The organism is Ochrobactrum sp. PL_is483 (genome assembly GCF_055816855.1).
In genome coordinates, this window is sequence record NZ_JBVPGS010000037.1 from 87,039 (window position 1) to 100,221 (window position 13,183).

A 13,183-nucleotide genomic window follows, 5' to 3' on the forward strand; every position below is an offset into this window, starting at 1 on the left:
TCGGCCCTCATTCACTGCCGGTTTTGAGTTTGGCTTCCTTCGCAGGGTCTATCCACCAGGAGAACGGGTCAATCCCAACATAGTCGGGCTGCTTTTCAGGCATTCCGAATTTATTCCAGTAAGCCACATTGATCTTGTCGGAATACCATTGCGGAATGACGTAATAGTTCCACAGAAGCGCGCGGTCGAGCGCATGGGAGGAGGCGACCAGCTCATCGCGGTCCTTGGCATAGATGACGCGGTCGATCAGCTTGTCGATGGCGGGGTTCTGGATACCCGCATAGTTGCGGCTGCCCTTGAAGTCGGCGGCCTTGGAGCCCCACATGTCGCGCTGCTCATTGCCCGGTGAAGCCGTCTGCGGGATGACGGAAGTAATCACGTCATAGTCGAAATCATTGACGCGTGCCTGAAATTGCGCCGTATCGACGATACGCACGGTGGCGTTGATGCCGATCTTGCGCAGGCTTGCCGCGAATGGATTGTAGATGCGCTCGTCTGTCGGGTCTTTGCCGAGAAACTCGATGGTGAATGGATTGCCCTTGGCGTCGACGAGCTTGTTGCCCTGCAATGTCCAGCCCGCTTCCGAAAAGAGTTTCAGCGCGGTGCGCAGGTTTTCCCGCGTCGCCTGCGGCGTGTCATAGACTGGCAGCTTGAATTCCTTGGTCAGCGCATCGGCAGGAAGCGAATCCTTCACCGTTTCCAGAATGGCCTGTTCTGCGGGCGTCGGCGGGCCGCTCAGTTCCAGTTCATTGCCTGCAAAATAGCTGTTGATGCGCTTGTACTGGTTGAAGAACAGCAGGCGGTTCATCGATTCGAAGTCGAAGGCGTAGGTCAGCGCCTGACGCACCTTCGGGTCCTTGAACTTGTCGCGGCGCATATTGAGGAAATAACCCTGCATGCGCCCGACCGCATGGTAGGGGAACGACGTCTTTATGACATCGCCGCGTTGCACGGCGGGGAAATTATACTGCTCGGCCCAGCGTTGCGCGCGGTTTTCCAGACGATAATCATATTGTCCGCCCTTCTTGAAGGCTTCCCAGGTCGCATCCTCGTTGAAATAATATTCATAACGCAGGCGGTCGAAATTGTTGCGCCCGACATTGACGGCCAAATCCTTGCCCCAGTAATCATCGACGCGCGCCCAGGTGATGGAGCGTCCGGGCGTCACGCTCTCGATCTTATAGGCGGAAGAGCCGAGCGGGATTTCGAGCGTCGGGCGGGTGATGTCGCGCTGCCTGCCCTGCGCATCCTTGCCCTCCCACCAGTGCTTGGGCAGAACGGCAAGCTGCCCCATGATCTGCGGCAATTCGCGGTTGCCCTTTTGGCTGAAGGTGAATTTCACCTCATGTTTGCCGGTCTTTTCCGCCTTCTCCACGTCGCCATAATATTTGTTGTATAGCGGCGACTGCTTCTTCAGCACATCAAACGACCAGATCACGTCATCGACGGTGATTGGCTGTCCGTCATGCCATTTGGCGTTCGGATTGAGCTTGAACTTCACCCAGGAAAAATCGTCGGGATATTGCAGGGCCTCGGCGATCACAGGATATTGGGTCGAGGCCTGATCGACCGAATCCGTCATCAGCGTATCGTAAAGCATCCCGCCGCCGAAGTCCGACAGTCCTGCGGCAGGAACCCCTTGCACCACGAATGGATTGAGGCTGTCGAAGGTGCCGACGGCAACCATGTTCAGCGTGCCGCCCTTCGGGGCATCGGGGTTCACATAGTCGTAATGCTTGAAATCGGCTGGATATTTGGGCTCGCCAAGCAGGCTGGAAGAATATCGCCATTGGGGTTCCGCGTCATTTGCGCGAACCATTGAAACCGTGCTCGCAAGCATGGCCACCGCGAACGCACCCGCCCAAAAAGCTCTCATCCAGCCTCTCCGTTCCTGTTTCGGATATATTAGGAGAAGTCTTATGGGATTTTGCGGAGGAAGAAAGGCATGCGGGCAATAAATTTGATGGGAGCAAGAAAAAAGCCCGGCGAGCCGGGCTTTGATCGTCATTGTGTGTCGTCGGCTTAATTCGCCGGTGCCGGTTCCGCAGGCTTCTGTTCGCCGCCTGCCGGTGCGCCTTCGGCCGGCTTTGCATCGCCACCTTCAGCAGGCGCCGCATCAGCGGCCGGCAGCGGAGCCGGATTGTCGGACAGCGTGCGCAGATAAGCGATCAGATCGGCGCGCTCATTGTCTTTCTTGTCGCCGGCAAAGCCCATGGCCGTGCCCTTGATGAAGCCCTTCGGCGAGGTCAGGAACTTGTTGAGATGCTCAAAGTCCCACTTGTTGCCAGCAGCGCCGAATTCCTTCATCGCAGCCGAATAGCCAAAACCTTCAACGGAGGCAGCCGGGCGGTTCACGACATCCCACAGATGCGGACCGACCTTGTTGGCGCCACCCTTTTCACTGGTATGGCATGCAGCGCAACGCTTGAACACGGTTTCACCGCGCGCCGGATCGGCAGACTGCAGCAGCGTCGCAATGGAAACTTCTTCCTTGGCCGGTGCAGCGCCCCCTTCGCCAGTCGAAGCTTCCGCCGCTTCGATGGCAAAGCCCGGCTTTTCAGGCACAGGCGAATGAAACAGCGAATCGGACAGGATGCCCGTCGTCATGACAACGAACACCGTTGCCAGAAAAGCCATGATAAACTTGTTAGTCCGGGTTGAATTCATCGCCGGTCAGCGCTCCCTCTACCAAAACGCTCTCCCCGAGAACGCTCTCCTAGCCGGCATGCAAGCCTTTAATAAAGGTCGCAATTCTCTCCCCGGCATCGGGCGGAAACTAGGTCTTTTGCCAGGGCGATGCAACACCTATAAGGGTGACCGGACCCGTGACTTTTTGACACTTTTGATGCATTTCCAGCTCCGGCAAAGCGCGTTACAAGGCGTTCGCGACCTTATTCTTCTCAAGAGGCCATCATGTTGCAGACCTTAAAGACCCTCACGCTGATTCCCGCACGGATGGCTTCCACGCGCCTGCCGAACAAGCCGCTTGCCGATATTTGCGGCAAGCCGATGATCGTCCATGTGGCTGATCGTGCCGCGGCTGCAAAACTGGGCCGGACGGTGGTTGCAACCGACAGCGAGGAGATTTTTTCGGTCGTGACCGCGCATGGCCATGAAGCCATCATGACGCGCGAGGATCACGAATCCGGTTCCGATCGCATCTACGAAGCGCTTTTGAAAGTCGATCCGGCGGGTGAGGTCGATGCGGTCGTGAACGTTCAGGGCGATCTGCCGACCATCGATCCCGACATCATCCGGCGCGCGCTTCTGCCGCTGGAAGACGGACCTGCCGACATTGCGACGCTCGGCGTCGAAATCGAGGAAGAATCGGAAAAGACCAATCCGAGCGTGGTGAAGATCGTCGGCTCGCCGCTGGCAGGCAACAGCCGCCTGCGCGCGCTCTATTTCACTCGCGCAACCGCCCCCTATGGTGAAGGTCCGCTCTATCACCATATCGGCCTTTACGCCTATCGCCGCTCGGCGCTGGAGCGCTTTGTGAAGCTCGGGCCATCGCCGCTGGAAAAGCGCGAGAAACTGGAGCAATTGCGGGCGCTCGAAGCTGGAATGCGCATCGATGTGGAACTGGTGAAGACGGTGCCGCTCGGCGTCGACACGCAGGCCGATCTTGACCGCGCGCGCCTTCTTGTCGCAAAGGGTATCTGACGACCGTCGTTTGGCGGCAATTGAGAAAGCATGGACACGATGAAAACCAACAGGATTTCCTTCCAGGGTGAAGCGGGCGCAAATTCCGATACGGCGTGCCGCAACATGTTTCCCGACATGGAGCCTTTGCCGTGCCCAACTTTCGAGGATGCCTTCAACGCGGTTGAAACCGGCGCCGCCGACCTCGCCATGATCCCGATCGAAAACACGCTGGCCGGTCGCGTCGCCGATATTCATTATCTGTTGCCGCTGGCCGATATGCATATCGTCGGCGAATATTTCCTGCCGATCCACTTCCAGTTGATGGTGCTTCCGGGCGTCAAACGGGAGGAAATCAAGACCGTTCACAGCCATGTCCACGCGCTTGGCCAATGCCGCAACGTCATCCGCCAGAATGGCTGGAAGGGTGTTATCGCGGGCGATACGGCAGGGGCCGCGCGCCTCGTCGCCGATATGAAGGACCGCTCCATGGCGGCGCTCGCGCCGCGCCTTGCCGCCGATCTCTACGGTCTCGAAATTCTGGAAGAAAATGTCGAGGATTCGGAAGACAATGTGACCCGCTTCGTGGTCCTGTCCAAGAACAGCCAATGGGCGCCGCGTCCCGAAAACGGCGAGCGCATCGTGACGACTTTTGTCTTTCGCGTGCGCAACGTCCCGGCAGCGCTCTACAAGGCGCTGGGCGGTTTCGCCACCAATGGCATCAACATGACCAAGCTCGAAAGCTATCAGATCGGCGGGCGTTTCATCGCTACGCAGTTCTATGCCGATGTCGAAGGGCATCCGGAAGATGCCAATCTGAAGCTTGCGCTGGAAGAACTGCGCTTCTTCACCAAGGAAGTCCGCATCCTCGGCGTTTATAAGGGCAGCGACATTCGCGGCACTCAGCTGCTTGCCGCCGAATAATCAGCTTGGGTCGTAGACCCAGGCCTTGATCAAATGGGTTGCGATGGCGCCGGATGGCGGCACCCGCAGCCCGTTTTCATGCGTGCCTTCCAGCATGGTGCGCACTTCCGCCTTCGAGAACCAGCGGCCGTCTTCCAGCTCCGAGCGGTCGATGGTGAAATCGTCGCTCAAAACCTCGGCATGGCAGCCGATCATCAGCGAATAGGGGAAGGGCCAGGGCTGGCTCGCGTGATAGGCGACGCGGCCGATTGCCAGTCCCATTTCCTCCACACTTTCGCGGCGCACGGCAGCCTCGATCGTTTCGCCATGCTCGATAAAGCCCGCAAGACAGGAATAGGAGCCGGGCGCGAAATGCGGCCCGCGGGCCAGAATGCATTTTTCACCGCGCACCGGCAGCATGATCGCCACCGGATCGGTACGCGGAAAATGCTCCGCGCCGCAATTCGGGCATTGCCGCTTGGCGCCACCGGCGCGCATTTCCGTTTTCGCGCCGCAGCGTCCGCAGTAGCGGTGATTGGCGTGCCATGCGGTGAGTGCTGCGGCTTGCGCCAGCGCGCCGAGCAGGTCGGCTGACACCAGCCCCTCGGTATAGACGCTGCGATAATCCTGCAGCCGGAAAGGCGCTTCCACCGCTTCCGGGTCGAGCGGCGTCGTCAGCGCGACAAGCGGCACGCCGTCCTGAAGGCCGAGCAGGATCGGCTCTTGCAGATCGGGCGCAAATTCCTTTGCTTCGCCGAGACGGAACAAGGCGCGGGGCGCTTTCTCATCGGCATAGTCGAGCAGCAGCCTGTTGCCGCCCAGCAGCATGATTCGCGTCTCTGGAAGTTCAAGCGCTGTGAAGGCAGAATTATCCTGCCGCTTTTCGGACAGGCGGTCGATACGGTTACCGGCAAAGCCGACATATCGGCTTGGCTCGATTTCCGGCAGGTCATAAAGACGGAAAGCCATGATTGTCTCGGACTCGTGGGGGAGTTAAAGCGCATCCCGAAAAGTGTGAAACGGTTTTCTGGATGCGCGTGAAAACAAACTAAAGCGCCGCGCGAATGTCGGCGATGAATTTTTCGGCGTCTTTTTCGTCATAGGTTTCGCGTGTGCCAAAACCCCAGACGGGGCCGGGCCAGCCTGCGTCGCCTTCATTGCGGGCGATGACGTGCAGGTGCAACTGCCGCACAATATTGCCGAGCGCGCCGGTATTGATCTTCTGGCAACCCGTCACGGTCTTGAGCGCCTGCGCCACGATGCCCGTCTCGAAGGTCAGCATGGTCTGGTCGAGTGGCGTCATGTCATGAATTTCGGCGAGATCAGCACGGCGCGGCACCAGGATCAGCCATGGCCAGCGCCGGTCATTCATCAGCCGAAGCTCGCACAGGCCGAGCTTGGCGACAGAGAAAGTGTCGGCATTGAGCCGTTTGTCGAGTTCAAATTGTCCCATAGGCCGATTCCTATCAGTTTTTTTCGTTCAGTGCTTGCTTTTTGCGCAACGATTGACGATATGCAGACCGGGAGGTTGGTGGTGGACGAGCCACTCGCCAACCGGGTCAGGTCCGGAAGGAAGCAGCCCTAACGAGCAAGGCACGGGTCGCCGTGCCAGCCTCCCACCCTTTTCTCAATTGTTGACGGTTCTTGTCCCGTGTTGACGGGGCTCATACGCCCGGTTCAAACTGGCGTGAGAAAAGTAGGACAGGAAGAACGGAAGGGCAGCTCATGGACACGAAATCCGCCGATGGCGCCTATCGCGTTCTCGCCCGCAAATACCGTCCGCAGAATTTCAATGATCTGATCGGCCAGGAGCCGATGGTCCGCACGCTGAAAAACGCGTTCGAGACGGGCCGCATTGCTCAAGGATGGATGCTCACCGGCGTTCGCGGGGTTGGCAAGACCACCACGGCGCGCATTCTGGCGCGCGCGCTCAATTACAAGACCGATACGATCGACCAGCCAACCATCGAGCTTACCGTGCCGGGCGAACATTGCCAGGCGATCATGGAAGGCCGACACGTCGACGTGATCGAGATGGACGCCGCCTCGCATACCGGCATCGACGATATTCGCGAGATCATCGAGCAGGTCCGTTACCGCCCGGTTTCGGCGCGCTATAAGGTCTACATCATCGACGAAGTGCACATGCTCTCCAATCAGGCCTTCAACGGTCTGCTGAAGACGCTGGAAGAGCCGCCGCCGCACGTCAAGTTCATCTTCGCCACCACCGAAATCCGAAAAGTGCCGATCACGGTCCTGTCGCGCTGCCAGCGTTTTGACCTGCGCCGCATCGAATCGGGCACGCTTGCCGCACATCTGCGCCGCATTGCGGAAGCGGAGCAGATCGAGGTGGATGACGCATCGCTCGCCATGATCGCACGCGCTGGCGAAGGCTCGGCACGCGATTCGCTGTCGATCTTCGATCAGGCCATCGCGCATGGCGCGGGCAGCGTCACGGCGGAAGCCGTGCGCTCCATGCTAGGCCTTGCCGACCGCGCCCGCATCATTGATCTCTTCGAAATGCTGATGCGCGGCGATGTGGCTGGCGCGCTGACGGAATTTCGCGCCCAATATGATGTCGGCGCCGATCCCTCGGTCGTGCTGACCGATCTTGCCGATTTCAACCATCTGGTCACGCGCCTGCGTTTCACGCCTGATGTGGCGGAAGACGTGTCGCTATCGGAAGACGAGCGCGTGCGCGGTCGCGACTTCGCGCAGAAACTTTCGGTGCGGGTTCTGTCGCGGACATGGCAGATGCTGCTCAAGGGCATTGCGGAAGTCGATACGGCGACGAGGCCGGTTCAGGCAGCGGAAATGCTGCTGATTCGCCTTGCCCATGCCGCCGATCTGCCAACGCTGGATGAAGCAATCCGCGGTCTCGACAATGGTTCGGTTTCGGCGCCGCGCCCGCAGCCGGGCAATCCGCGCCCAAATGGCGGCGGTCAGCCCGAAGCGCGTTTTGCTACTGACGCGGTTGGCGCATCTTCGATGGCTCCCGCTTCCGGCGGGCCAGCCACGGCCATGCGCATCGTGGAAACCACGGCACAACTGGCGCAGCCGGTGCAAGCCGCGCAGCCGGTTGTCGAGTCCACGCCGCAGCCCTCGGTGCCGATCAACAGCCTGCATGATGTTGTCGCCCTTGCCGACAAGCACCGCGACATGCAGTTCAAGATTCTGGTCAAGAGCTGTGTGCGTCTGGCTTCCATTGCGCCGGGGCGTCTTGAAATCGGCTTGACCGACGATGCGCCGAAATCGCTGCCGAGCGATATTTCGCAGCGCCTCCTCAACTGGACCGGCATTCGCTGGATCGTCACCGTCGCGCGCGACGTGGCGGGGCAGACCATTTCCGAGGCTGAAACCGAGCGTCGCGACAATCTGGTGACCGACGCCCGCGCCGATCCTGATGTGGCTGCGATTCTCGCGGCCTTTCCGGGCGCGAAAATCACCGACGTGCGCATTGCCGTGCCGGAACAGAATGACGACGAGGATATCGACCTCGATGCAATACCGGAAACGCCGGACGCACCGTCTGAAGACGACTGAACTACGGAATGATGGAGTGAACCCATGCGTGACATGATGGGCATGATGAAGCAGGCGAAGGAATTGCAGGCCAAGATGAAGGCCATGCAGGATGAGATCGCCAATATGGAAGCCTCCGCCTCTTCGGGCGGCGGGCTGGTGACGATCACGCTTTCCGGCAAGGGCACCCTGTCGGCGCTGAAGATCGACCCGTCGCTGATGAAGGAAGACGAGGTGGAAATCCTCGAAGACCTGATTATCGCGGCACATAACGACGCCAAGGCCAAGCTCGAAGCGGCCATGGCCGAGAAGACCCAGTCGCTGACTGCGGGCCTGCCGATCCCTCCGGGGTTTAAGCTGCCGTTTTAGGGGAATAGGGCAGTAAGGCATTAGGGCAGTATGTTTTATCTGCCTGAAACGCCGCTGCTGTTGTTTTCCCTATTGCCTTACTGCCCTACTGCCTTATTGCCTTAAAATATGTCCAAACGAATAGCCGGTCCTGAAATCGAACGTCTGATCCAGCTTCTGGCCCGCGTGCCGGGGCTTGGACCGCGTTCGGCCCGTCGCGCGGCGCTGCATCTGATCAAGAAGAAGGAAGCGCTTCTGGTGCCGCTTGGCGGCGCCATGCAGGAGGCTGCCGAAAAGGTGCGCATCTGTTCGTGCTGCGGCAATGTCGATACGTCCGATCCATGCACGATCTGCACCGATGAGCGCCGCGATCCGGCGACATTGATCGTCGTGGAGGACGTGTCCGATCTCTGGGCGCTGGAGCGCGCCGGCACGATGAATGTGCGCTATCACGTTCTCGGTGGTCGCCTGTCGCCGCTGGATGGCATCGGTCCGGACGATCTCAACATCAAGGGATTGGTGGAGCGTGTCGCCGCCGGTGAAATCAGGGAAGTGATTCTGGCGGTCAACGCCACTGTCGAAGGCCAGACGACCGCGCATTACATCACCGACCAGCTGTCGAGCTTCGATGTGCGCGTGACACGGCTTGCCCACGGCGTTCCGGTCGGCGGCGAACTCGATTATCTGGATGAAGGCACGCTTGCCGCCGCCTTGCGGGCAAGAACGACACTCTAGAGCATTTCCAGCAAAAGTGTGAACCGGTTTTGCGTGGGATATTGCGACAAAACAAATCTAGGTTTGGAGACATGCATGGCAGCGGGAAATTGGAAGCGTAGCCTGAAGATTGCTCTCGGACTGGTTGCCAGTCTTGCCATTTCTCCCGCCATCGCCGCGCCCTCGAAGGCACAGATCGAAAGCCAGTATCGCAACTGGCTCGAAAAGGATCTCTGGCCGGAAGCGAAGGCGGCAGGTGTGTCCCGCGCCGTGTTCGATCAGGCTTTCGCCGGGGTCTCGCTCAACTGGAAACTGCCCGATCTCGTCATTCCCGGCGAAAAGCCCTCGACGCCGAAAGAGCAGAAACAGGCGGAATTCGGTGCACCCGGCAAGTATTTCAATGCAAAGACCATGGCGTCGGTCACGAACGGCGGGCAGGCGCGCTACGGCCAATATGCCAGCCTCCTGAAGCGCATCGAACAGAAATATGGCGTTCCGGGGCCGATCCTGCTTGCCGTATGGGGCCGGGAGTCCGGCTTCGGCACGGTGAAGATTCCCTACAATGCCTATGAAGTTCTCGGCACCAAGGCCTTTATGGCAACCCGCAAGGACATGTTTCGCAAGGAACTGATCGCCGCGCTCGAAATCGCCTCCAAGGGCTATATCGACGAAAGCGCCATGAAAAGCTCGTGGGCGGGCGCGCTCGGCCAGCCGCAGTTCATGCCGACCTCCTATCTGAAACACGCCGTCGATTTCGATGGCGACGGCAAGCGCGACATCTGGAATTCGGTGCCCGACACGCTCGCCTCCATCGCAAATTATTTGAAATTGCATGGCTGGCAGAAAGGGCGCGACTGGGGCTTTGAGGTCAACGTTCCGCAAAACCTGTCTTGCTCGCTGGAAGGGCCGGATCAGGGCAAGACGATTGGCGAATGGGCGAAGCTCGGCGTCACCAGGGTGAATGGCAAGCCATTTCCGGCCAATGAAATGAAGGGCGAGGGGTTTCTGCTCATGCCTGCCGGTCGCTACGGCCCGGCCTTCGTGGTGAGCCCGAATTTCTATGTGCTCAAGGACTATAATATGAGCGATCTCTATGCGCTCTTTATCGGCCATGTCGGTGATCGCATCGCCTATGGCGCGGACGATTTCAGCCGTGCATGGGGCGATGTCGGCTCCATGTATCGCTCCGATATTGGCGCAATGCAGAAGCGCATGCAGGCGTTGGGCTATGATGTCGGCAAGCCGGACGGGTTGCCCGGCTTCAAGACGCGCCGCTCCATCGGCCTGTGGCAGGCCAGGAACGGCATGGCTTCCACCTGCTTTCCGCAACCGGAATTGCTGCGTCAGATTCGCTGAATGAGATCGGCAAAAGCCTGCAAGGCTTTTGTCCTGTAGCGGTCATTGTGCTGAAGCATGAGAAACTGGCGTTGCGGGAGAGCAAAGTCGGCCTTTACCAGTGTTCCCGCCGTCAGATGCGGCGCGGCGACAAGCTCCGATATGGCGGTCACATAATCGCCGGAGCGCACCGCCGAACAGATGGCTTCGTTGGAGGGTAGTTCCAGCGCCACATGCAGCCGCGCCGGATTGTAGCCGGAAGCGCGCATGGCGTCCTCGAAAACGCTGCGCGTTCCAGAACCCTGCTCGCGCAAAATCCATCTTCCTTCAAAAAGCCGGTCCCAGTTCAGCTTCCCACCGCCTGCCCAGTCATGGTCGGGACGCACCACCAGAATAAGCTGATCGCTCGCAACCTTGGTGATCGATAGCGACGGTGCCTGCACCGCTCCTTCCACGAGGCCGATATCGGCAACGCCTTCCTCTGTCGCCTGGGTCACGCTTTCCGTGTTTCCGAGCGTCAGCCGCACATCGATCAGCGGATAGGCAGCGTGAAATCGCGCCAGAAAGGGCGGCAGCCAGTAGCTCGCAATGGTCTGGCTGGCATGGATGGCGAGAATGCCGCGCTTGCCGCCGCCAAGTTCCGACAGCATACGCTCGGCGGAACGCGCGCGGGCAAGCGTGGCGCGCGCCTCATCCAGAAACATGCGTCCATCGCCGGTAAGCTCGATCCGCCGGCCGATGCGGTTGAAGAGCGTCGCGCCGTAGCGGTCTTCCATCGTGCGGATGGCCGAACTGACCGCCGAAGGGGTCAGATGCAGGGCTTCCGAGGCTCGTGTCAGGTGCTCCCGCTCGGCAACTTCTATGAAAATTCGCAGTTGTTCCAGTGTCATAGCTGCAATCATTCGATTTTATCGAATGAAATATGCCATATAATGAAATGGAATGAACAGCAAAAATCCGGCATCTGATCGGAAAATATTTCTCATAGGAGCATTTCCAGCAAAAGTGCGAAGCGGTTTTGCGTAGGACAATGCGAATGAAAACCATCAGAATTGAAATGCCAAAATGACATACTCCAAAATCCAGAACATCCTCCCCGGACTCGGCTTGAGCATTGCCGTCACCGCCGCGGCGCTGGCGCTGGAAAAAATCGAGGAGCATTATGCGGGGCGGGCGTGGCTGGAAGCTCTTGTGATCGCCATTCTTTTGGGAACGGCGGTGCGAAGCCTGGCGCGCCCCGGCCCACGCTTCAGCAAGGGCATCAATTTCTCGGCCAAGCTGCTTCTGGAAATCGCCGTCGTGCTGCTCGGAGCCTCGATCAGCGCCAGCGCGGTCATCGAGGCTGGCTCGGGCCTCATTTTCGGCATTGCGGCGGTGGTCGCCGTGGCAATCACCTTGAGCTACGGCATCGGGCGTCTGCTGAAGCTGCCCCATCGCATGGCGGCGCTGGTTGCGTGCGGCAATTCCATCTGCGGTAACTCGGCTATCGCCGCCACAGCTCCGGTCATTGGCGCGGGCAGCGAGGATGTGGCGGCTTCCATCGCCTTCACCGCGATTCTTGGTGTTGTCGTTGTGCTGCTCCTGCCGCTGCTGGTGCCGCTTTTGGGCCTGTCACACACGCAATATGGCGTTCTGGCGGGGCTGACCGTCTATGCCGTCCCGCAGGTTCTGGCGGCTACCGCGCCGGTCGCAACGGTCAGCGTGCAATTGGGTACGCTGGTGAAGCTCGTGCGCGTGCTCATGCTGGGGCCTGTCATTCTTGTTCTCGCGCTTCTTGCCGGAAACAAGGATGCGAACGCCAAGCCCGGCTTCTTCCAGCTTGTGCCATGGTTCATCATCGGCTTTCTGGGCATGATGGCGCTGCATTCGCTGCATCTGATACCCGAAGCGCTGTTGCCCGGCATTCAATATGCCTCGACCATCCTCACCATCATTTCGATGGCGGCTCTCGGCCTTGGCGTCGATGTGCGCTCGGTGGCCGCAGCCGGTGGCCGCGTGACATTGACCGCCATTCTCTCCCTGCTTGCGCTTGGCTTCATCAGCCTCGGGCTTATCCATATGCTGGGCATCGCCTGATGGCATAAATCGACACCGCAATAATTGCGATTGTTGCGGGCGTGAGAACATGGTGCGATGCGGCAACCAACAAGTGAGAGGTTGCCATGGCCCTGTTGCCGCTTACCATGATCCCCGATCCGCTTCTGCGAAAGACGTCCCTGCCTGTCGAAGCCATTGATGACGGCATCCGTCAGCTTGCACGGGACATGCTCGAAACGATGTATGAGGTATCCGGCGCGGGCCTCGCCGCCGTGCAGGTTGGAAGGCTCCTGCGCCTGACTACGGTCGATGTGGAATATCGCAATGGCGAGCGTAACCCCATCATAGCCATCAACCCTGAAATCATCGCCGCGTCCGAAGAGAAAAGCAGCTACGATGAGGGCTGCCTGTCTGTCGGAGCTTCCTACCGCGGCTCGGTTTCACGTCCCGCGCGGATCACTGTTTCCTATACGGACTTGGAGGGCGAAAGGCGCATACTTGATGCCGAGGGGCTTCTGGCCACCTGTTTTCAGCATGAAATCGACCATATGGATGGCGTGCTCTTTCTCGATCATCTGACGGCGGAAAAGCGCGAGGAAATACTGGAGAAAGTGGGGACGCAGGCCATGCCAGATGCCTGAATACTCACGGAGGATGAAACCCCGTTTCGGGCATCCGTGAC

Annotated in this window: 13 protein-coding genes and 1 other RNA gene; 9 read left to right on the top strand and 5 right to left on the bottom strand. The window is 59.4% G+C overall.

Features of this window, described 5'->3' with window-relative positions; all coding sequences use genetic code 11:
• Positions 1–7: 7 nt before the first annotated feature.
• Positions 8–1,876, bottom strand: a complete 1,869-nt coding sequence (locus tag AC0TNJ_RS14145) for an extracellular solute-binding protein (RefSeq protein ID WP_473771450.1) — start codon at positions 1,874–1,876, stop codon at positions 8–10.
• A 146-nt stretch (positions 1,877–2,022) separates the two neighbouring features.
• Entirely contained in the window at positions 2,023–2,667 is a 645-nt protein-coding gene (locus AC0TNJ_RS14150; protein ID WP_473771451.1) for a c-type cytochrome, read from the bottom strand.
• Between the two features lie 246 nt (positions 2,668–2,913).
• On the opposite strand from AC0TNJ_RS14150, the gene AC0TNJ_RS14155 reads away from it, so the two are divergent.
• Entirely contained in the window at positions 2,914–3,663 is a 750-nt protein-coding gene (locus AC0TNJ_RS14155; protein WP_121987042.1) for a 3-deoxy-manno-octulosonate cytidylyltransferase, read from the top strand.
• A gap of 39 nt (positions 3,664–3,702) precedes the next feature.
• On the top strand, positions 3,703–4,566 hold the full coding sequence (locus AC0TNJ_RS14160; protein WP_473767512.1) for a prephenate dehydratase: 864 nt from the start codon (positions 3,703–3,705) through the stop codon (positions 4,564–4,566).
• Here the strand turns inward: AC0TNJ_RS14160 and nudC are convergent, their stop codons facing one another.
• Together nudC and AC0TNJ_RS14170 are read right to left on the bottom strand one after the other, a co-directional pair.
• Positions 4,567–5,514, bottom strand: a complete 948-nt coding sequence (gene nudC, locus AC0TNJ_RS14165) for an NAD(+) diphosphatase (protein ID WP_473771452.1) — start codon at positions 5,512–5,514, stop codon at positions 4,567–4,569.
• A gap of 79 nt (positions 5,515–5,593) precedes the next feature.
• Positions 5,594–5,998 (bottom strand): HIT domain-containing protein, encoded by a 405-nt coding sequence (locus AC0TNJ_RS14170; RefSeq protein WP_473767452.1) that lies wholly within the window; start codon positions 5,996–5,998, stop codon positions 5,594–5,596.
• 70 nt (positions 5,999–6,068) lie between these two features.
• On the opposite strand from AC0TNJ_RS14170, the gene ffs reads away from it, so the two are divergent.
• The 5 genes from ffs to AC0TNJ_RS14195 all read left to right on the top strand — a co-directional run bounded on the left by ffs (position 6,069) and on the right by AC0TNJ_RS14195 (position 10,485).
• Positions 6,069–6,165, top strand: an RNA gene (gene ffs, locus AC0TNJ_RS14175) — signal recognition particle sRNA small type.
• A 105-nt stretch (positions 6,166–6,270) separates the two neighbouring features.
• Positions 6,271–8,088 (top strand): DNA polymerase III subunit gamma/tau, encoded by a 1,818-nt coding sequence (locus AC0TNJ_RS14180; RefSeq protein WP_473771453.1) that lies wholly within the window; start codon positions 6,271–6,273, stop codon positions 8,086–8,088.
• A gap of 24 nt (positions 8,089–8,112) precedes the next feature.
• Complete coding sequence (locus AC0TNJ_RS14185) at positions 8,113–8,436, top strand: YbaB/EbfC family nucleoid-associated protein (RefSeq protein ID WP_473767450.1); 324 nt, start codon at positions 8,113–8,115, stop codon at positions 8,434–8,436.
• 108 nt (positions 8,437–8,544) lie between these two features.
• Complete coding sequence (gene recR / locus AC0TNJ_RS14190) at positions 8,545–9,150, top strand: recombination mediator RecR (RefSeq protein ID WP_021587673.1); 606 nt, start codon at positions 8,545–8,547, stop codon at positions 9,148–9,150.
• Positions 9,151–9,225: 75 nt separating this feature from the next.
• A complete protein-coding gene (locus AC0TNJ_RS14195) occupies positions 9,226–10,485 on the top strand; it encodes a lytic murein transglycosylase (RefSeq protein ID WP_473771454.1) in 1,260 nt (419 codons plus the stop codon).
• On the opposite strand, the gene AC0TNJ_RS14200 is transcribed toward AC0TNJ_RS14195, so the two are convergent.
• The gene (locus AC0TNJ_RS14200; protein ID WP_473771455.1) at positions 10,473–11,354 is read right to left on the bottom strand and encodes a LysR substrate-binding domain-containing protein; all 882 of its coding nucleotides are present in this window, start codon (positions 11,352–11,354) and stop codon (positions 10,473–10,475) included. The two genes, AC0TNJ_RS14195 and AC0TNJ_RS14200, sit on opposite strands and share 13 nt — an antisense overlap.
• A gap of 175 nt (positions 11,355–11,529) precedes the next feature.
• Here AC0TNJ_RS14200 and AC0TNJ_RS14205 point away from each other — a divergent pair, with 175 nt between their 5' ends.
• A complete protein-coding gene (locus AC0TNJ_RS14205) occupies positions 11,530–12,540 on the top strand; it encodes a YeiH family protein (protein WP_122003117.1) in 1,011 nt (336 codons plus the stop codon).
• 86 nt (positions 12,541–12,626) lie between these two features.
• On the top strand, positions 12,627–13,142 hold the full coding sequence (gene def, locus AC0TNJ_RS14210) for a peptide deformylase (protein WP_473771456.1): 516 nt from the start codon (positions 12,627–12,629) through the stop codon (positions 13,140–13,142).
• The last annotated feature ends 41 nt before the right edge of the window (positions 13,143–13,183 follow it).